At 59.5% G+C, this 20,053-nt stretch carries 18 protein-coding genes and 1 tRNA gene; 16 read left to right on the top strand and 3 right to left on the bottom strand.

The features are described from left to right. Positions 1 to 33: 33 nt before the first annotated feature. The 10 genes from dksA (at position 34) to pgi (ending at position 11,996) form a co-directional block, all read left to right on the top strand. Entirely contained in the window at positions 34 to 474 is a 441-nt protein-coding gene (gene dksA / locus MSNKSG1_RS17465; RefSeq protein ID WP_008940629.1) for an RNA polymerase-binding protein DksA, read from the top strand. Positions 475 to 529: 55 nt separating this feature from the next. Then, positions 530 to 1,402 carry a tRNA glutamyl-Q(34) synthetase GluQRS gene (gene gluQRS, locus MSNKSG1_RS17460; protein ID WP_008940628.1) on the top strand — a complete coding sequence of 291 codons (873 nt, stop codon included), beginning with the start codon at positions 530 to 532 and terminating at the stop codon, positions 1,400 to 1,402. Between the two features lie 50 nt (positions 1,403 to 1,452). Beyond that, positions 1,453 to 1,629: a hypothetical protein gene (locus tag MSNKSG1_RS19295; protein WP_008940627.1), complete on the top strand. Its 177-nt coding sequence runs from the start codon at positions 1,453 to 1,455 to the stop codon at positions 1,627 to 1,629. Next, a complete protein-coding gene (locus MSNKSG1_RS17450; protein ID WP_008940626.1) occupies positions 1,619 to 4,582 on the top strand; it encodes an ATP-binding protein in 2,964 nt (987 codons plus the stop codon). Before MSNKSG1_RS19295 ends, MSNKSG1_RS17450 begins: the two co-directional genes overlap by 11 nt. Positions 4,583 to 4,589: 7 nt before the next feature. After that, complete coding sequence (locus MSNKSG1_RS17445; RefSeq protein WP_008940625.1) at positions 4,590 to 5,984, top strand: sigma-54-dependent transcriptional regulator; 1,395 nt, start codon at positions 4,590 to 4,592, stop codon at positions 5,982 to 5,984. A 678-nt stretch (positions 5,985 to 6,662) separates the two neighbouring features. Beyond that, entirely contained in the window at positions 6,663 to 8,027 is a 1,365-nt protein-coding gene (gene pcnB / locus MSNKSG1_RS17440; RefSeq protein WP_040887055.1) for a polynucleotide adenylyltransferase PcnB, read from the top strand. Then, positions 8,024 to 8,536, top strand: a complete 513-nt coding sequence (gene folK, locus MSNKSG1_RS17435) for a 2-amino-4-hydroxy-6-hydroxymethyldihydropteridine diphosphokinase (protein ID WP_008940623.1) — start codon at positions 8,024 to 8,026, stop codon at positions 8,534 to 8,536. The genes pcnB and folK (MSNKSG1_RS17435) overlap by 4 nt, the downstream gene beginning before the upstream one ends. 129 nt (positions 8,537 to 8,665) lie before the next feature. Continuing rightward, positions 8,666 to 9,460, top strand: coding sequence for a 3-methyl-2-oxobutanoate hydroxymethyltransferase (panB, locus tag MSNKSG1_RS17430; RefSeq protein ID WP_008940622.1), 795 nt, complete (start codon positions 8,666 to 8,668; stop codon positions 9,458 to 9,460). Next, positions 9,457 to 10,305, top strand: a complete 849-nt coding sequence (panC, locus tag MSNKSG1_RS17425; protein ID WP_008940621.1) for a pantoate--beta-alanine ligase — start codon at positions 9,457 to 9,459, stop codon at positions 10,303 to 10,305. The genes panB and panC overlap by 4 nt, the downstream gene beginning before the upstream one ends. Before the next feature lie 29 nt (positions 10,306 to 10,334). After that, on the top strand, positions 10,335 to 11,996 hold the full coding sequence (pgi, locus tag MSNKSG1_RS17420; RefSeq protein WP_040887054.1) for a glucose-6-phosphate isomerase: 1,662 nt from the start codon (positions 10,335 to 10,337) through the stop codon (positions 11,994 to 11,996). Here the strand turns inward: pgi and folK (MSNKSG1_RS17415) are convergent. Both folK (MSNKSG1_RS17415) and folB read right to left on the bottom strand, forming a co-directional pair. Continuing rightward, on the bottom strand, positions 11,979 to 12,503 hold the full coding sequence (gene folK, locus MSNKSG1_RS17415; RefSeq protein ID WP_008940619.1) for a 2-amino-4-hydroxy-6-hydroxymethyldihydropteridine diphosphokinase: 525 nt from the start codon (positions 12,501 to 12,503) through the stop codon (positions 11,979 to 11,981). The two genes, pgi and folK (MSNKSG1_RS17415), sit on opposite strands and share 18 nt — an antisense overlap. Continuing rightward, on the bottom strand, positions 12,503 to 12,859 hold the full coding sequence (gene folB, locus MSNKSG1_RS17410; protein ID WP_008940618.1) for a dihydroneopterin aldolase: 357 nt from the start codon (positions 12,857 to 12,859) through the stop codon (positions 12,503 to 12,505). Before folB ends, folK (MSNKSG1_RS17415) begins: the two co-directional genes overlap by 1 nt. Before the next feature lie 139 nt (positions 12,860 to 12,998). Between folB and plsY the strand changes: the two genes are divergently transcribed. Then, on the top strand, positions 12,999 to 13,592 hold the full coding sequence (plsY, locus tag MSNKSG1_RS17405; protein ID WP_008940617.1) for a glycerol-3-phosphate 1-O-acyltransferase PlsY: 594 nt from the start codon (positions 12,999 to 13,001) through the stop codon (positions 13,590 to 13,592). Positions 13,593 to 13,599: 7 nt separating this feature from the next. Here plsY and tsaD read toward each other — a convergent pair whose 3' ends face one another. Continuing rightward, positions 13,600 to 14,655, bottom strand: a complete 1,056-nt coding sequence (tsaD, locus tag MSNKSG1_RS17400; protein ID WP_040887053.1) for a tRNA (adenosine(37)-N6)-threonylcarbamoyltransferase complex transferase subunit TsaD — start codon at positions 14,653 to 14,655, stop codon at positions 13,600 to 13,602. 236 nt (positions 14,656 to 14,891) lie between these two features. On the opposite strand from tsaD, the gene rpsU reads away from it, so the two are divergent. From rpsU to MSNKSG1_RS17375, 5 genes are all read left to right on the top strand, one after another. Continuing rightward, complete coding sequence (rpsU, locus tag MSNKSG1_RS19000) at positions 14,892 to 15,107, top strand: 30S ribosomal protein S21 (RefSeq protein ID WP_007153483.1); 216 nt, start codon at positions 14,892 to 14,894, stop codon at positions 15,105 to 15,107. A gap of 161 nt (positions 15,108 to 15,268) precedes the next feature. Continuing rightward, positions 15,269 to 16,999, top strand: a complete 1,731-nt coding sequence (gene dnaG, locus MSNKSG1_RS17390) for a DNA primase (RefSeq protein ID WP_008940615.1) — start codon at positions 15,269 to 15,271, stop codon at positions 16,997 to 16,999. Between the two features lie 119 nt (positions 17,000 to 17,118). Beyond that, complete coding sequence (gene rpoD, locus MSNKSG1_RS17385; protein ID WP_008940614.1) at positions 17,119 to 18,978, top strand: RNA polymerase sigma factor RpoD; 1,860 nt, start codon at positions 17,119 to 17,121, stop codon at positions 18,976 to 18,978. A gap of 98 nt (positions 18,979 to 19,076) precedes the next feature. Next, positions 19,077 to 19,153 (top strand) — tRNA-Ile (locus tag MSNKSG1_RS17380). A 210-nt stretch (positions 19,154 to 19,363) separates the two neighbouring features. Continuing rightward, positions 19,364 to 20,053 carry a choice-of-anchor N protein gene (locus tag MSNKSG1_RS17375; RefSeq protein ID WP_008940613.1) on the top strand — a complete coding sequence of 230 codons (690 nt, stop codon included), beginning with the start codon at positions 19,364 to 19,366 and terminating at the stop codon, positions 20,051 to 20,053.

Raw genomic sequence — 20,053 nt, 5'->3', positions numbered from 1 at the left:
TTCTTGTGAAGTACAAACAAGAGGCCGGGTTCAATGGCAAATACCGCAGAACAACCACGCGAACGTTTTACCAACTTCACCCCCTACGAAATGAAGAAGGGTGAAGAATACATGAGTGCAGAGATGTTGCAGCACTTCAAGGATCTGCTCCTGCAGTGGAAACAGGAGCTGATGGAAGAAGTGGACCGCACCATGCACCACATGCAGGAAGACGCAGCAAATTACGCCGATCCCAGTGATCGCGCAACCCAGGAAGAAGAGTTCAGCCTGGAACTGCGCACCCGGGATCGCGAGCGCAAGCTGATCAAGAAGATCGATCAGACCATTGATCGGATCGACAAGGACGACTATGGCTTCTGCGACCAGTGCGGTGTCGAAATCGGCATTCGCCGTCTCGAAGCCCGGCCAACCGCGACGCTCTGCATCGACTGCAAAACACTCGCCGAGATTCGTGAGCGCCAGACCGGCATCTGAATCCGTCGCCCCAGATCCGGTGGCAGTCTTCGGGCTGCCATCGCACTGACTGACCATGTCCGAACCGCGATATCGTGGCCGTTTTGCGCCCTCTCCCACCGGCCCGCTTCATTTCGGCTCTCTTGTCACCGCCGTTGCCAGCTATCTTGAAGCCAGAACAAGGCGGGGTGAATGGCTGATTCGCGTTGAAGACCTCGATCCGCTCCGGGAGCCCCCGGAAGCCACCGGCCAGATCCTCCAGAGCCTGGAGGCCCATGGCCTTTTCCCGGATGAAACCGTACGTTTCCAGTCCCGGCGCCACGACGCTTATCAGAGCGCCATCGAGCAGTTACTGGCGAACGGCCATGCCTATCGATGCCCCTGCTCGCGCAAAGAACTGTCAGAGCATAACGGTCGTCATCCCCGGAATTGCCGCGATGCCCCAGCCGCCCTGGCGGATCGTCCCTGCGCCATTCGATTCAGACTTCACGACGAACATTGTCACTGGACGGATCGGCTGCTCGGCCCCCAGACCCAGATCGTGCGGGCGGAAATCGATGATCCGGTACTACTCCGGAAAGAAGGGTTCTATGCCTATCAGCTCGCCGTGGTCGTCGACGACATTGACCAGGGCATCACGGATGTCGTCCGGGGCTCGGACCTGCTGGACATGACGGCCCAGCAACTCCAGATCTACCGGGCATTGGGCGAACGCCCACCCACCTGGCTGCACATTCCGGTCATACTGAACGAACAGGGCCAGAAACTGAGCAAGCAGACCCACGCGCCAGCCCTCGATGACAGCCGGGCAGCGGACAACCTGGTGGATGCCCTGACGGCCCTCGGTCAGCAGCCTCCGGCCTCGCTACGCAGCGACTCCGTGAACCAGATTCTGCAATGGGCCTGTAAACACTGGAACTACCAGGCCATTCACCTGACAGCCCAGTGACAGGCATGGTATAAAGCCTGTCTCACACTTCAGTGCGGACTGTAAGCCTGATGTATATCTACCGTCTGGTCTTTCTTCTGGTTCTGGCCATCTACATTTTCTCGCCGAACATCCTGGACTGGTGGACGGCTCCCGGGAACGTCTGGTACAGCCCTTACGTGATCTGGGCCGGGCTGATCGCCATCGGTTTCTGGCTGGAATGGCGGCGCGATCCCAATGAGTTTTAGTGCCACCGGCCTGGTGATGGCAAGCCTGGCCTACCTGCTTCTGTTGTTCGGTATCGCCTGGGTCACCGAACAGGGTCTGCTTCCCCGGCAGTGGGTGAGGCATCCACTGGTTTACACCCTCAGTCTCGGCGTATACGCCGGCATCTGGGCGGTTTACGCCGCGATCGGGATGGCCGCGGATTCAGGCTACGGTTTCCTTGCCTACTATCTCGGCATCAGCGGCGCTTTCTTGCTGGCGCCGGTTTTGCTAAACCCGATCATGCGGATTGGCCGGGCCTACCAGTTGACCTCCCTGGCCGACCTGTTCGCCTATCGCTATCGCAGCCAGTGGGCTGGCACCCTGGCCACACTCTGTTCAGGACTCGCCATTCTGGCGTTACTCAGCATGCAGATCCAGGCGGTGGCGAAATCCGCCAGCATCCTGGCCCCTGACACCTCACCGAAGGCCATGAGCCTGCTGTTCTGCCTGATCGTGCTGCTGTTTGCGATTCTGTTTGGCGCCCGCAGGGACCAGAACTCCGAGAATCACCAGGGGCTGGTCCTGGCCGTCGCCTTCGATTCGCTGGTCAAGCTCGGCGCCCTTCTGGCCATCGGTGCCATCGTGCTGTTCAATGTGTTTGGCGGCATGAACGGCCTCGACGAATGGCTGGCGGTCAACAAGGCGACCACGAGCACCATGACGCTCGCCATCGAAGATGGCAGCTGGCGGGCCTTGATGCTGATGTCGTTTGCCGGTGCCGTCGTCCTGCCGCATATGTACCACATGACCTTCAGCGAAAACCCTTCTCCCAAGGCTCTGGCCAAGGCGAGCTGGGGGCTGCCGCTGTATCTGCTCCTGCTCGCCCTGCCGGTGCCGATCATCCTGTGGGGTGGCCAGGCACTGGGAGTAACCACGTCGCCCAACTTTTACGTACTGGGTATCGCGCAGTCGCTCGAAAGCCCGTTTCTGACGCTTCTGATGTACATTGCCGGCCTGTCCGCCGCCAGCGGGCTGATGATCGTCAGCACTCTCTCGCTGGCCGGCATGGTGCTCAACCATGTTGTCCTCCCACTGAAAACCCCTCGAGACCAGGCCGACATCTACCGCTGGCTGCAGTGGGTCAAACGTCTGTTGATCGCGGTCATCATTTTTTTCGCGCTGCTCTTCCACGAAACCGTCGGCCAGCATCTGGATCTTGCCATCCTCGGCGCCATTTCCCTGTCCGGCATGCTGCAGTTGCTGCCGGGTGCGCTCGGCGTCATCTACTGGCCCGAGGGTAACCGGCGCGGCCTGATCGCCGGCCTGATCACCGGCCTGGCTATCTGGCTCATTACCCTGGTACTGCCCTTCAGCCATACCATCAATCCCCTGGCCTGGCTGGGCATACCGCTGGTGCCTGATTACGGCAACTGGCACATTTTCACCTTTGCCAGTATTACTGCGAACATTACCGTATTCGGTCTGTTCTCGATTCTCAGTGCAAGTTCCGCCGAGGAAACCAGCGCAGCCCAGGCCTGCTCACTGGGCGCCCTGTCACGCCCACAGAGGCGAGAACTGGTTGCGACCTCATCAACGGACTTCATCCGGCAACTGTCCGATCCATTGGGGGAAGAGGTTGCCAGACGTGAAGTCGAGCGGGCGCTGGCCAAGCTCAAATTGCCGGCAATCGAATATCGGCCCTACCAGCTGAGGCGGCTGCGCGACCAGGTGGAAATCAACCTGTCGGGACTGCTAGGCCCCTCCGTTGCCCGCGACATGGTCCAGCGCCACCTTGGTTTCAAACCCCTGGCGCGGGGCAACACCGGGCAGGACATCCGCTATGTCGAGCGGGCACTGGGTGAATATCAGAACCGACTGACCGGCCTGGCCGGAGAGTTGGACAACCTGCGACGCCACTACCGCCAAACCCTCCAGAACCTGCCGATCCCGGCCTGCTCCGTCGGCGAGGATGGCGAAATTCTCATGTGGAACCATGCCATGGAGGCGCTGACCGGCATCACCGCCGATGACGTTGTCGGGGCCCGCCTCATGGCCCTGCCGGAGCATTGGCATCATCTGCTGGAAGATTTCAACAGTGGCGAAGAACTGCATCGTTACAAGCACCGACTGGACCTGAAAGGCAAACCCCACTGGCTGAATCTCCACAAGGCAGCCCTCAGCGGCCCAGACCATCCCGAGGGCGGCAGCATCATTCTGGTGGAAGACCAGACCGAAACCCGATTGCTGGAAGATGAACTGATGCACAGTGAACGGCTGGCATCGGTCGGTCGACTCGCGGCGGGTGTCGCCCATGAAATCGGCAACCCGGTCACCGGCATTTCCTCGCTGGCCCAGAACCTCAAACTCGAAACGGACAATCCGGATATTCTCGACACCGCCGATCAGATCCAGCAACAGACGCGCCGGATCTCCACGATCCTCCAGTCCCTGATGAATTTTGCCCGCACCGGCAACCACGCCCAGGCCAACCGGTATGAACCGGTGTCGCTCCACCGCTGCGTGGAGGAATCGATCAACCTGCTGTCCCTGAGCGATAAGGGGATGGGCATCCGGTACCGGAACGAGATTCCGGAAGACCTTCAGGTACTCGGCGACGAACAGCGGCTCGTGCAGGTTTTCGTGAACCTCCTGGCCAATGCCAGAGATGCCTCGCCGGAGGGCGGCGCGATCACGGTCAGTGGAAACGGCGACGGCTACTCCGCTATCATCGAGGTCGTCGACCAGGGCTCAGGCATTCCCGCAGATCAGCTCGACCATGTTTTCGAGCCTTTCTACACCACCAAGGCGCCCAACAAGGGCACCGGCCTGGGCCTGTCACTGGTCTACAGCATCATTGAGGAACACTACGGCAATATCCAGGTAGAGAGCCCGGCGGATCCCGACACCGGGTCCGGTACACTGGTAAGATTGAGACTTCCGGCTTACCAGCCTGAATCCGGCGAAACCACCGCCAGCCAGCACGAAAGGTCGTGAAAGAGTTATGCCCCGCATTCTGATCGTAGAAGATGAAGACATCATTCGCTCCGCCGTGCGCAAACTGCTTCAGCACGCCGGCTACGAGGTGGCCGATGCGCGCTCGGTGGAGGATGCCGACAGCCACGACCCGGACCAGTTCGACCTGATCATCTCAGATCTCCGGCTTCCCGGCGCTGCCGGCACGGAGCTGATCAACCGGGCTCCCAATACGCCGGTGCTGATCATGACCAGTTATGCCAGTCTTCGTTCCGCGGTGGACTCCATGAAGATGGGCGCCGTGGAATACATCGCCAAGCCATTTGACCACGACGAGATGCTTGCCGCCGTGGAAAGCATCCTGGCAAGGAAGGGCAGCGGCGATCAGGCACAGGAAGCCGCCGATGCGTCCGGCAGTGGTCCCGAGGAATCCGACCCTGGCCAGATCATGTTCGGCCACTGCGACGCCATGCAGAAGGTTTTCACGCTGATCCGCAAGGTGGCACCGACCGAGACAACCGTCCTCATCCAGGGAGAATCCGGCACGGGGAAGGAGCTGGCAGCGCGGGCGCTGCATCTCCTGAGTCCACGGGCCTCAAAACCCCTGATCTCGGTAAACTGCGCGGCCATTCCCGAAAGCCTGATCGAATCGGAATTGTTCGGCCATGAAAAAGGAGCGTTCACCGGAGCGGTGTCAGCGCGCACCGGCCTCATTGAAGCCGCCGACGGCGGCAGCCTGTTTCTTGACGAAATCGGGGAACTGCCAGCGGAGGCGCAGGCAAGACTTTTAAGAGTGCTGCAGGAAAGTGAAATCCGGAAAGTGGGTTCGACCCAGAGCCGAAAGGTTAATGTGCGCATGATTGCGGCCACGCATCGTAATCTCAAGGCCATGACCCGAACCGGAGAATTCCGGGAAGATCTCTACTACCGGCTCAACGTGATGCAGATCCGGATCCCGCCGCTCCGCGAACGGCAGAGTGATATCCTCGGCCTCGCACGGCGTTTCCTGAAACGGCAGGGCGAGCGGATGAACAAGCCAAATCTCCAGTTCAGCCCCGAAGCCATGCGTGCCCTGGAACGTCACCGGTGGCCCGGTAACGTCCGCGAACTGGAGAATGCCATCGAGCGAGCGACAATACTGTGTGACGGTGACGTCATCTCGCCCTCGCTGCTTGACCTGGACAGCGACGGCGGCGACGAACACATTCCGGAAACCCTGGTGGAAGGGAATAACGAACAGACAACCCGGGATGCCGACTCCGCCAGCGATCTCTCCCTGGAAGACTACTTCCAGCATTTCGTGCTCGAAAATCAGGATCGCATGAGCGAAACCGAGCTGGCCCAAAAGCTTGGCATCAGCCGAAAGTCCCTGTGGGAACGGCGACAAAGGCTGGGCATACCGCGCAAAAAATCCGGAAGTTAATCAAAGGCCCCTCGGGGGCCTTTTTTATTGCCGGTCTCTCAAACTGTGAACTAGGTTTCCGTTGTTACCCCGTGTTCCTGTCGGTAACACTCAATCAAACGCCAACGTGATCTGGGTAACAGTTTCAGCGTGTACGGGGTAACACTTATTTCCTACGAAAACGTAAGGCACTGTTAATTAACAATTTTCAAAAACTGGCACGGGCTCTGCACTCTATAGGGCGCACAACAACAAAAACAACAGTGGCACACGCAGCGTCAAAACAAGAACAAAAAGCTGCAGGAAAACGTTCAGCAACAAAAACAAAAATAGAACGTAAGCGAACTGAGTGTTTTGGGTACTTTGCTTTTTAGTGGTCCCTTGGCACGTGTGAGTTGTAGATGTAGAGAAGAATCGCTGAAAGCCGACGCTGCATCTGCCCCCGACTCCCTCGTTGCTCCTGACCGCTCTGTGTATTCAAAGCTTTCCGTTTGCACTCCTGATCGTCTCCGAGCTTGGAGACTGACAGTGGGGTACAAAAACGAAGAAAAATCCCGGCAACAATAAAAACAATGCAGATCGTCAACGCTTTCAGGGCGGATTCGTGAAAACGGATCCGCCTTTTGATTATCTGGCGTGTGCAAATCCTGCCCAAACCGTTAAACTCTCGGTTTTTGCTCACCGCAAATACGGATTTCAATGCCTAAACGACTTGTCGACAGAATAAAATCATTCATGCCCGGCGGGCGGAAAAAAAGCCGCACCTATCAGCGACGGGAAATCCCGCGCGACCAGCACACCGTGTCGCGTTCGGTGATCAGCGAACCCGCAAAGAAAGTCCTGCACCGTCTCAATAAATCCGGCTTCGAAGCCTATCTGGTCGGCGGCGGCGTCCGGGACATTCTCCTCGGCGGCAAGCCCAAAGACTTTGACATCGCCACCAATGCCACCCCCGAAGAAGTACACGACCTGTTCCGGAACTCACGCCTGATCGGGCGCCGTTTCCGAATCGTTCATGTTGTCTTCGGGCGGGAAGTCATCGAGGTGACCACGTTCCGCGGCAACGCCAACGATGCCGACAACGACGCCGCCGATGACGATCGCAAGACCAGCGAACATGGTCTCCTGCTGCGGGACAATGTGTACGGCTCCCAGGAAGAAGATGCGCTGCGCCGGGATTTCACGGTCAACGCGCTCTACTACTGTATCCGGGACTTTACGGTTATCGATTTTGCCAATGGCATCGAGGACCTGCGCAACCGTCAAATCCGGCTGATTGGCGATCCGGAGACCCGGTATCGTGAGGATCCGGTCCGGATGCTCCGGGCGATCCGCTTTGCGGCCAAACTGGATTTCAACATCGAACCCGACACCGAAGCGCCCATTCGCGAGCTTGCGCCACTGCTGACGCATATACCGGCCGCCCGGCTGTTCGATGAAGTACTGAAACTGTTCTCCGCCGGCCAAGGGGAAAAAACCTACGACTTGCTCAAAGACTATGGCCTTTTGGCGCCTCTGTTCCCGGAAACCGTCAGGGCGCTGGATGCCGGTGCTTCGGATGAACTGATCCGGCAGGCACTGCGCAATACCGATGCCCGAATCGCCCAGGGGAAATCGGTAACCCCCTACTTCCTGTTCGCCGCCATGCTCTGGCCAGCGCTGCAAGCCGAATGGCAACGTCGACAGGATAACGGCGACCCGGTGCAGCCTGCGCTGCATGGAGCCATCGGCAAGGTCATCGGCCGGCAGGTCCAGGCAACGTCCATTCCCAAGCGTTTTTCCGGGCCCATGAAGGAAATCTGGGAACTCCAGATGCGCCTGCCCCGCCGACAGGGAAAGCGGGCGTTTGCCACTATGACGCATCCTCGCTTTCGGGCCGCCTACGATTTCCTGCTGGTGCGCGAAGCGGCGGGCGAACTGGAACCGGGATTGGGTCAGTGGTGGACCGAGTTCCAGCAGGCCGATGAACGGGGCCAGGAACGAATGCTTTCCCAACTGAGCACAGACGCCCCCAAGAAGCGGCGGCGTCGCCGGAAACCGGTCAAGCGTCAGACGCCCCAATGAACACGGATGCCTTCATTGGCCTTGGCAGCAACCTGGAAGATCCAACAGCCCAGCTGGCGCTTGCTGTCTCAGAACTGGCCCAGCTCCCCGAGACAACGCTGGTTGCCCAGTCCGCCTTTTATGCCAGTCGTCCGGTTGGTCCCCAGGACCAGCCGGACTTCGTCAATGGCGCAGTCTGGCTCAGTACCAACCTCACCCCCCATGCATTGCTCGACCACCTGCAGGCAATCGAACAGGCCCACGGCCGAGAACGCCTCAGACACTGGGGGCCGAGAACCCTGGATCTGGATATTCTCGTGTTTGGAGAACAGATCCTTGATGATGACCGCCTGACCGTGCCCCACCGGGAACTCCCGAACCGGGACTTTGCGCTCCAGCCGCTCCTGGATCTGAAGCCGGACCTGATCCTGCCGGGCGGGGAATCGATTGCCAGTCTGCGCCGCCACTGCCCGGACAACAATCTCCGCAAGCTGCCGCCAAGGCCCCGGCATCCCCGACCGATTGACTGAACGCCCGGGCCAACCGCCTCTGGCCACAGCGTGGTACTATTGCCTCTAACATACCCCCGGATTACCCTTAACACCTGAAGCCGAACCCCGGCACAGTCCACGCTCATCCACCCAAAAGGCAAGGATCCTATGGCTGTTACTATCAATACCCTGCGGGAATACAAGCAGAAAGGCGAAGCCTTCTCGGCTCTGACCTCCTATGACGCAACCTTCGCCCAGATCGTCAGCGAAGCGGGTGTCGATGTCATCCTGATCGGCGACTCGCTTGGCATGGTACTTCAGGGCAATGACAGCACCCTGCCCGTCACCATGGATGAGATCGTGTATCACACCAGCTGCGTGGCCAAGGGCAACCGCGGCGCGCTCATCATGGCGGACATGCCCTTCATGTCCTACGGCACGGTTGAAGCCGCCCTGGAGAATGCAGCCGAGCTCATGAGGGCCGGCGCGCATATGGTGAAGCTGGAAGGCACCGACTGGATGAAGGACACCATCGAGGCCCTGAGCGAGCGAGGGGTTCCAGTGTGCGCACATCTGGGGCTGACACCGCAGTTCGTCAACAAGTTCGGCGGGTACAAGGTGCAGGGACGGGACGAAAAAGCGGCTGAACTGATGATCGAACACGCCTGTGAACTCGTCGAGGCCGGCGCGGACGTCATTCTCCTTGAGTGTGTGCCAGCGCCCCTGGCCGCCCGCATTACCCAGGCCGTCCGTGCGCCGGTCATTGGCATCGGCGCCGGTGCCGACACAGACGGCCAGGTCCTCGTTGTTCACGATATGCTGGGGCTGACCACGGGCCGCAAACCGCGTTTTGTCAAAAACTTCCTGGCGGAGACCGATTCCGTCCAGAACGCCATCAAGGCCTACGTAGAACAGGTACGTAACCGCACATTCCCGGCCGAGGAGCATACGTTCAAGGCATGAGAACCATACATTCCCTCAAGGAACTCCGGACCATCCTCCGCGGCTATCGTCGGCAGGGCAAGACCATCGGCCTGGTCCCGACCATGGGCAATCTGCACGAGGGCCACATATCCCTGGTGCGTAAAGCGGTCGAATCCGCGGATATTGTTGTCACCAGCATTTTCGTCAATCCCATGCAGTTTGGTGCCAGCGAGGACCTCGCCACCTATCCGCGAACCCTGGCAGAGGACCAGGAACAACTTGAGGCCGCAGGCAATACACTGGTTTTCGCGCCATCGGCCGACGAAATCTATCCGGAAGGCCTGGCCCAGCAGACACGGGTGGTCGTGCCCGAAGTCAGCGACGGCCATTGTGGCGCCAGCCGGCCGGGCCATTTCGAAGGGGTCGCCACGGTGGTCACGATGCTGTTCAACATGGTCCAGCCTGACCTCGCAGTCTTTGGCGAGAAGGATTACCAGCAACTGGCCGTGATCCGGAAAATGGTCCGTGATTTGATGGTCCCGGTTGAAATCCTGGGCGGCCCGACGGTGCGGGAAGAGGACGGGCTTGCGAAAAGCTCCCGCAACGGCTATCTCAATGAACAGGAGCGTGCCATTGCACCCGCGGTATACCGGACACTCAAGACCACCGCGGAAAAGCTGACCAATGGGCGGACGGATTTCCGCACTCTGGAAACAGAGGCCGAGAAAGCGTTGAGTGAAGCGGGGTTGCGGCCGGATTACTTCAATATCGTAAACAGCCTCACCCTTAAACCGGCGACCGAGAGCGACCGCGACCTGACCCTGCTCGTTGCGGCCTTCCTTGGCACGACTCGCCTGATCGACAATCTGTCCGTATCCCGTTAAGAAAACCACCGACAGAAAAGGACTCTGCGATGCCCGACCAGCCCCCAGGACTGACCTCAATGCCCGAATGGCGGGCATTGAGCGAACAGAAGGACGCGCTACAAAAAATCTCCATGCGCTCGCTGTTCGCCAACGATCCGGATCGCAGCAGCCGTTACTATATCGAGGGCGCGGAACTGGCCCTCGATTTTTCCAAAAACCGGATAACCGATGACACGCTGGCGGCCCTGGTATCGCTGGCCCGTCGATGCCGGCTCGAGGAACGACGGGCGGCCCTGCTGGAAGGCAGCAAAGTCAACATCACAGAAGACAGACCGGCACTCCACACCGCTCTGCGACAGCCAGGCGGTGAAGAGATCCTGGTTGACGGTGTGGATGTGGTGCAGGAAGTGCAAAAAACGCTGGACCGCATGGAGGTCTTCGTCAACAGCGTTCTGGACCAAAGCCGGACCGGCTTCACCGGCAAGACCTTTACCGACGTCGTCAGCATTGGCATCGGCGGCTCCTACCTGGGCCCAAAACTGGTGGTCGAAGCGCTCCAGCCCTATTGGCACGGCGCCATCAGCTGTCACTACGTGGCCAATATCGACGGCACCGATGTTTGCGAAACCCTGAAGTGCCTGAACCCCGAAACCACTCTCTTTCTGATCCAGTCCAAATCGTTCCGGACCCAGGAAACGCTCGAAAACAGCCAGGTGGCCCGCCAGTGGTTCCTGGACAGCGGTGGCGATGAATCCAGCATCGCCAGGCATTTCGTGGCGGTGACCGCCAACGTGCCGGCGGCGGAAAGCTTTGGCATCAGTGCCGAAAACGTTTTTCCCATGTGGGACTGGGTTGGCGGACGTTACTCCCTGTGGTCGGCCATCGGCCTTCCTATTGCCCTGACCATCGGCATGGACCATTTCCGGGATCTGCTCACCGGCGCCCACGCCATGGACCTGCATTTCCGGGATGCGCCGCTCGAACGCAATCTGCCGGTCGTCATGGGCCTGTTAAGCATCTGGTACAACAACTTCTGGCAGGCCGAATCCCACGCCATCCTGCCCTACGATCACTATCTCCGAAGCCTGCCGGATCATCTCCAGCAACTGGACATGGAAAGCAATGGCAAACGTGTGAGCGAGTCCGGGGCCTCCCTGGATTACCAGACCGGGCCGGTGATCTGGGGCGGCGTCGGCTCCAATGGCCAACACGCCTACCATCAGTTGATCCATCAGGGCACGCGGCTGATACCGGCCGATTTCATCATCCCCCTGACCACCCACAATCCGGTCGCGACTCATCATGCCGAGCTGTTTGCCAATTGTCTCAGCCAGTCCCGGGCCATGATGGCGGGCAAGACGCTGGAGGAAGCCAGGCAGGAACTGCTACAGGAAGGCGCCACGGAAGAAACGGCGCGACAACTTGCACCGCATAAGGCGATACCGGGCAACAAGCCCAGCAACACACTGATCATGGAGACGGTCTCACCCCGGACCGTGGGCGCCCTGATCGCGTTGTATGAGCACCGGACCTTCGTCCAGGGTGTGATCTGGAATGTGGACTCGTTTGATCAGTGGGGTGTGGAACTGGGCAAGCAACTGGGCAAGGGTATCCTGCCAAAATTGCTCAGCCGGGAGGCCATCCGCACCGCGGGTGACAGCTCAACCGACCATCTCATCCGGAAATTCCGTTCAGCCAACGGCGTGTGAGATCTGACGTCCCCGCCACTGGAAATCCACCGGCCAGAGTTTCTGGCCGGAACGGTATGCCTGCCAGAGGTCCTGGTAACGCTCACCGCACACCGGATGCCGCTCGTCCGGCGCTATGTCCGCCAGCGGACGCAATACGAAGGCGTTTTTCAGGATCTCTCCACGGGGCAGTTCCACCCCGTCAACAACCCCGGTTCGTGTGCCGTAGGTCAGGATATCCAGATCCAGAGTCCGGGCGCTGAACCTGGGTACGTTCCGTCGGCGACCGTTGTCCGCCTCCAGTTGCTTGAAGCGCCGGGACAGTTCACCAACTGACAGATCGGTGTCGACCCCGACGACCAGATTGAAAAAGGCCGAGCCGTCAAATCCGACCGCCTCGCTCTCATAGACCGGAGAAATGACAAGCTCACCGAACCAGTCCGCCAGTGCATCCAGGGCCGCCGAGACATGGTGTTCCCGGTCGATGTTGGTACCTACGCTGATGTACACGCGCACCGTATCTGGCATCAGGCATTCCCCCGCTCAATTCGGATTCCGACGGACCGGGCTGCCGGAACCGCCCCCGGTTTACGCAACGTCAGTATCAGGCGTGTAACGCCGAACTCGCTCATGAGAAGCTCCGCCACCCCCTCGGCGGCGCGCTCCAGAAGCTGTGGCTGCATAGACTGCAGGCATTCGGTAACCCGCTCGCTCACGGTCGCGTAATCCAACGCATCCTCGACCCGATCACTGAGGCCGGGTTTGCGATTATCCCAGCCCAGCTCAAGGTCAATCAGCACACGCTGGGTGACTTCTCGCTCCCACGCATAGACACCAATAACGGTTTCTACCGCCAGGCCTTCGATCAGGACACAGTCTGCCAATGGTTTCTCCCGGAATCTTCCACTGATGGCTGATTGAAATATGCACAACCTGCGGATAGTGTGAATTATCCGGCCGGCGCGAATCGGGCCGGCATTTTCGCACACATTGCACTGATTCGTCTCCGCCCGGACTGAACCCATGGATCTGACCAGCACACCGGTCATTACTGTCACACTCTGCTTTACCGCCTATCTGTTCGGGTCGGTCCTGTTCGCCCTGCCTGTCTGCCGCTGGTGGCGATTGCCGGACCCCCGAGCGCTGGGGTCCGGCAATCCCGGCGCCACCAACGTCTATCGCACCGGCGGATGGGCACCCGCTGCCGTGACACTCGGGCTTGATGCCTTCAAGGGCTGGCTCCCGGTCTGGCTGGCCGGAATGGCCGACCTGTCACTGCTGGCCCAGGCCATGGTGGCGCTGTGCGCCGTCACCGGCCACATGATCCCGGTTTTCTATCGATTCCGGGGCGGGAAAGGCGTTGCCACGGCCCTCGGAACCGGCCTGGCGCTGGCTCCCGCCACAACACTGATCATGGCGGCTCTGTGGCTATTGGTGATGTGGCGCTGGCGTATTTCGGCACTGGCGTCGCTCGTCGCCATCGTATCCGGCCCACTGGTGAGCGCCGTACTGGAGCCCCGGACACTGCCGCTCTTCGGTCTGCTGGCCATTCTCATCGTCGTCCGCCACCGGTCCAACCTGATTCGCCTGGCACAGGGGCGGGAGGCCGGCCTGTAAACCCGCGTCAGTCCACCAGCCCATTCATTCTGGGTTCACGCAGCGACGGCAGTGTGTTCATCGGCCAGCGCGGCACAGCGATAATACGCTCTCCATCTTGCTGCCCCGCGAGCAGCCGCTGGGCCCCGGCGTAGGCAATCATCGCTCCGTTGTCGGTGCAGAATTCGGGGCGGGCATAGAAGACCGCGGCGGAGAGTTTCGAGGCCATGCCTTCAAGGCCGGCCCGGAGGCGCCGGTTGGCACTGACGCCTCCCGCAATAACCAGGCGCTTGCAGCCTGTGACCTCAAGGGCGCGGCGACATTTGATGGTCAGGGTATCAACCACCGCTGATTCAAACGCCAGGGCGATGTCGGCCCTGACCTGTTCATCGAGACCACCGGCGTCTTTTGCCGCATTCACGGTGTTCAGGGTGTAGGTCTTCAGACCACTGAAGCTGAAATCCAGCCCGGGACGATCGGTCATTGGCCGGGGAAACCGGTAACGACCAGGCGTCCCTTTCTCGGCCAGCGCTGCCACCCGGGGGCCGCCCGGGTAATCGAGCCCCAGCATTTTGGCCGTTTTATCGAACGCCTCCCCGGCCGCATCGTCGACGGACTCGCCCAGCAATTCGTACTCGCCAATACCGTCCACTCGAACCAGCTGGGTATGGCCTCCGGACACCAGGAGTGCCACGAAAGGAAACGCCGGCGGATTCTCTTCCAGCATGGGGGCCAGCAGATGCCCTTCCATGTGATGAACCCCGAGTACCGGCACGTCAAGGGCAAACCCCAGCGCGTGGGCGACCGAACCGCCCACCATCAGGGCGCCAATCAGACCAGGCCCGGCGGTATAGGCAATACCCTCAATGTCACTGCGCACCCGACCGGCGTCCACCAGCACCTGATCGCACAGCGGCAGCAACTTGCGCACATGATCCCGGGAGGCCAGCTCGGGCACTACGCCACCGTAATCGGCATGCATGTCGATCTGACTGAAAAGCCCGTGGGCGAGGAGTCCTTCTTCGGTGTCGAACAGGGCAACGCCGGTTTCGTCACAGGAGGTTTCAATACCAAGGATGAGCATAAAGTGGAGCCACGCTGGATTGCCATAAATGAAAACAGGCGGCATTTTAGCAGAAACCCGAAACGCGAAGCAGATTCACCGAACAAACATTGACCTTCACACTACCGGGGCGCTATTATTGCCGCCCTAAATTATGCACTGGTCGAGTTTTAGCCAATCTGACCAGGGATCGAGCCGCACGGGCCAAGCCCGGCGGAGCAAAATGAAACCGAATCTATCAGGTAGGTGATTTTCGAATGCCAGCTGTTAAAGTGAAAGAGAATGAACCGTTTGACGTAGCACTGCGTCGCTTCAAGCGCTCCTGCGAAAAGGCCGGTGTATTGTCTGAAGTGCGTCGTCGTGAGCACTATGAGAAGCCGACCGCTGTTCGCAAGCGCAAAGCAGCCGCTGCCGTTAAGCGTCATCTCAAGAAGCTTCAGCGGGAACAGCGCAAGTTCGAGCGCCTGTACTAAGTCAGAACTGGCGCCGCTTGACTGCAAAGCACTGATTGCCTGTTCAGCAAACAGGCTGCACAGAGCGATACCAAATGCCGCCGAGGCCTGGCTTCGGCGGCATTTTTGGCTTTGGCTCGTGACCCGACCGAAACGGGTTGACCGGCTGATCTGGAGTTTTCATGAGTGGACTGATCCCTCAACGCTTCGTTGAAGATCTGCTCGATCGTATCGATCTGGCAGAACTGATTGGATCCCGCATCACTCTGAAAAAGGCAGGCGCCAACTACAAGGCCTGCTGCCCTTTCCACGATGAGAAAACGCCATCCTTCAACGTTCGTCCGGACAAGGGCTTTTACCATTGTTTCGGATGCGGCGCGCACGGCGATGCCATCAGTTTCGTTCGGGAATTCGATGGGCTGGGCTTCACCGATGCCGTCGAGGAACTGGCCAAACGCGCCGGGCTGGAAGTGCCTTACGACCGCGCCGCCAAGCAGGAAATGCAGCAAGCCCGGACGCTGACCGACGCACTGGATTTCGCCAGTCGCTTCTATCGGACATCGCTGCGTAGCCAGGCCGGCAATTACGCCCTGGACTACCTGAAGCAGCGGGGCCTGAACGACGACATCATCGAACGCTACCAGCTGGGTTATGCGCCTGGCACCGGAACCGCCCTGTTCGATGCGGCAACTGCAGACCTCCGGGCGCCCCTGATCGAGACCGGCACCGTGTCTGACCGGTACGGCCGGCCCAGGGATCTGTTTCGCAATCGGGTCATGTTCCCGATTCGCAACACCCGCGGCCGAACCGTCGCCTTCGGGGGTCGGACGCTCGGGGACGACAAGGCCAAGTACATAAACTCGCCGGAATCGGACGTGTTCCATAAAAGCCGCGAGATCTACGGGCTTTTTGAGGCACGCCAGGCCATCCGGCAGCTGGACCGGCTGCTGGTGGTGGAAGGCTACATGGATGTGATCGCCCTTGCCCAGAATGGCATCGATTACGCGGTGGCGACACTGGGAACGGCCACCAACCAGGACAGTCTGCAGGCTCTGCTCCGGCAGGTCAGGCATGTGGTGTTCTGTTTCGATGGTGATACCGCCGGCTTCCGGGCAGCGGATCGGGCCATGGAGAACGCTCTGGAACTGATGGCGGATGGACTGCATCTGCAGTTCCTGATGCTGCCTGAAGGCGAAGACCCGGACACGCTGGTCCGAAAGGAAGGCGCGGAAGCCTTCCGGAAGCGAATCGAGAGCGCCACGCCGCTGTCCCGCTTCCTGTTCGACCGGCAGAGTGAAGGCCTGGATCTGCAGCTTCCTGAACACCGGGGGGAGCTCCGCTCCCGGGTAGAGCCGCTGCTGAACAGAATGCCACGCAGTACGCTCCGGGACGCAATGTGGCACGAAATGCTGCGACTGTGCGGTAACCGCAATCAGTGGCAGAACCGGGATTCCGGGCAACGCCCGCAATGGCGAGGCGGTGAACGCCGGGATCGGGTTACCGAAGAGCGGGTGGACGTCCGATTGAGCAAGGACAGCACGCTGTGCCTCGCTCTCGTGGAAGCGCCGGAGCTGGCGGCCGAGGTCGTCGAACTGGCTCGACAATCAAGACAGCTTCCCCAGGCACGGGACCTGGCCCAGTGGATACTGGCCAGTAACGTGGGGGACCGACGCAAGCTGATCAGCGCGCTGGCACTGGATCAGCAGGCCCGAAACCGGTTTTACCACCTGTTCGACGGCATTGAACATATTCCTTCCCGGGAAAGCACGCTGGCGCTTGCCCGGGAACTGATCAGCCCGAGCGAGGAAGCATCCCGGCAGCAGAGACTGGCCGCCCTGCTTCGTAATTTCGCGAATCTGTCGCCGGAGGAGCGGAATGAGCTCCGGGAACTGAGCGGTGGCGCACAGGGGTGATCGCACTTGAAACTTAACCGATTGGCCACAATCTAATCAGTCGGTGGCACAGCAAACAAGCGACAGCTATAATGGCTGTTTAACTTTTTTCCTTTTAAAAGCGAGTTCACAGGGTGTCTATGTCAGGCAATTCGCAAAAATCACGTTTGAAAGACCTCATTGCGCGAGGCAAGGAACAAGGTTACCTGACTTACGCGGAGGTGAACGACCACCTCCCGGAAGACATCGCCGACCCGGATCAGGTCGAAGACATCATTCGCATGATCAATGACATGGGTATCCAGGTGTGCGAAGAGACACCCGATGCCGATACCCTGTTGATGACCGAGGGCGACTCCACCGCTGACGAAGCCGCTGCCGCCGAAGCCGCCGCTGCACTGGCTGCCGTCGAGACCGACGCCGGCCGGACCACAGACCCCGTTCGCATGTACATGCGGGAAATGGGTACTGTCGAACTGCTGACCCGTGAAGGCGAGATCGTCATCGCCAAGCGAATCGAAGAAGGCATCCGCGATGTCATGGCTGCGGTTGCCCACTTCCCGGGTACCGCCGGAACCGTGATTCAGGCCTATGACCGGATCATCGAGAACGAAGGCCGGATCAGCGACATCGTCACCGGCTTCCTGGATCCGGACGATGCCGAGCCCTTCATGGGCGAAGATACGAGCAGTCAGGAGGACAGCTCCTCCGACGACGCCGACTCGGATTCGTCGGACGATGACGACGACGATTCCAGCGATGACGACAACGATAATGGCCCGGATCCGGAAGAAACCCGCCTGAGATTCGAGCTGCTCAGGGAAAAGCTGGACGCCGCCAACAAGGCGCTGGAAAAACACGGTCGCGGCGACAAGAAAACCCAGGCTGCCCTGAACGAACTCGGACAGGTTTTTGCCCCCTTCAAACTGGCCAACAAGGCCTTTGAAGAACTGGTCAACGTCGTTCGCTCCACCAACGATCTGGTTCGTGAGAACGAGCGGGCGATCATGCAGATCTGCGTGCGCGACTGCAAAATGCCGCGGAAGGATTTCATCAAGTCGTTCCCGGGCAACGAAGTCAATCTTGAGTGGGCCGACAAGATCGCCAAGAGCAAAAAGTCCTATGCAGCGCCCATTGGCGAGCGGCTCGACGAAATCGTGCGGCTCCAGAAGCGTATCCACAACGTGCAGGCAGAAGTCGACCTGGACGTGGCGGATATCAAGGAAATCAACCGCCGCGTTTCCATTGGAGAAGCGAAGGCACGGCGCGCCAAGAAAGAGATGGTTGAGGCCAACCTGCGTCTGGTTATTTCCATCGCCAAGAAGTACACCAACCGCGGCCTTCAGTTCCTGGACCTGATTCAGGAAGGCAACATCGGCCTGATGAAGGCCGTGGACAAGTTCGAGTACCGCCGTGGCTACAAGTTCTCCACCTATGCCACCTGGTGGATTCGTCAGGCCATCACCCGTTCCATCGCGGACCAGGCCCGGACCATCCGTATTCCGGTGCACATGATCGAGACCATTAACAAACTCAACCGGATCTCCCGTCAGATGCTGCAGGAGATGGGCCGCGAGCCCACGCCGGAAGAGCTGGGCGAACGCATGGAGATGCCGGAAGACAAGATCCGCAAGGTATTGAAGATCGCCAAAGAACCGATCTCAATGGAAACCCCGATCGGTGACGACGAAGACAGCCATCTGGGCGACTTCATTGAGGACATCCAGGCCCTGTCGCCTGTGGATTCCGCCACCGCCGAGGGTCTGCGCGAAGCAACCCGCTCGGTTCTGGCTGGCCTGACCGCCCGGGAGTCCAAGGTCCTTCGCATGCGGTTCGGCATCGAAATGAACACCGACCACACGCTCGAAGAAGTCGGCAAACAGTTCGATGTAACCCGTGAGCGGATTCGTCAGATCGAGGCCAAGGCGCTGCGCAAACTGCGCCACCCTTCCCGCTCAGACCACCTGCGCGGCTTTATTGACGATCAGGGCAACGGTTAAGCACCACAACAGTAGCGGGCGCCCAACCTCACCGGTATAATGGCGCCCGCTTTGTTTCCTCCCTCCGGAAACACCTCTCACAACAGCGTTCGCTGAACGGGCCTATAGCTCAGTTGGTTAGAGCAGGGGACTCATAATCCCTTGGTCGCAGGTTCGAGTCCTGCTGGGCCCACCACTACACTCGCGTCACCGACAACCATCAGAGAATCACTCTCTGTCGATATCTTTTACAGATACTGTTTCTTTTCGCGACTGATCCTTATCCAACCTTATGAATTTGCTTCCCTTCCAGAATCTGGCAACCCTTTTGCAAAAAACTTGACTGAGTGTCCGGCAGTTTCGCCGCAGGATTTACATGAGAAAGTGGAAAATGAGGACTGTCGCTATGAAACTGAGAACGTTGGCGGCTTTGGCTGTAGGAATTCTGGGAGCGAACACCGCGCTGGCAATACCGACGCTGCAGCTTGATATCGATGGCGGAACCTATGTAGGTGGGTCCGAAGAAAGCACGATTACAAACGACCCAACTTTTGATCTCTGGGCCTTGGGCAAAACCTCTGGTGTAAACACCGCAGTGGATTACTATTTGTCGATTGCCCTGCTCCCGCAGACTCAGAACCCCGGGGACATCGCGAACTTCGGTGGCGTGACCGTGAATGGTACGGCTCTTTCAACGCTCCCTGGCAGCCCCGAATATGGAAAACCCGGAGCGCTCAAACAAAGCCACGGCATTTTTGACACCTATTTCTATGAACTCGCCTTCCGTTTCGCTGGGGACCCAACCATTCCTTCATACAATGTTCAGGATGGCGACGCCGGGCCGAAGAAGGATGAACTGTTCAAGCACGTGTTCCAGATCGATGCCTCTGCGCTGGCAAGTGGTTACGGCCTACACTTCGACCTCTACACCTATAGCGATAATGGCAGCAACAAGACGCCTTTCTCCCACGACGCTGCCTACTGCAACAACCGGGACTGCAACCCCGTTAAGGTTTCAGAGCCTTCGACCCTGGCACTTTTCGGTGTCGGCCTGATGAGCCTGGTCGCCATCCGTCGCCGACTGCGCCGGGCATAG

Source organism: Marinobacter santoriniensis NKSG1, from assembly GCF_000347775.1.
Classification (GTDB): domain Bacteria; phylum Pseudomonadota; class Gammaproteobacteria; order Pseudomonadales; family Oleiphilaceae; genus Marinobacter; species Marinobacter santoriniensis.
This window is presented reverse-complemented; position numbering and strand designations above follow the sequence as displayed.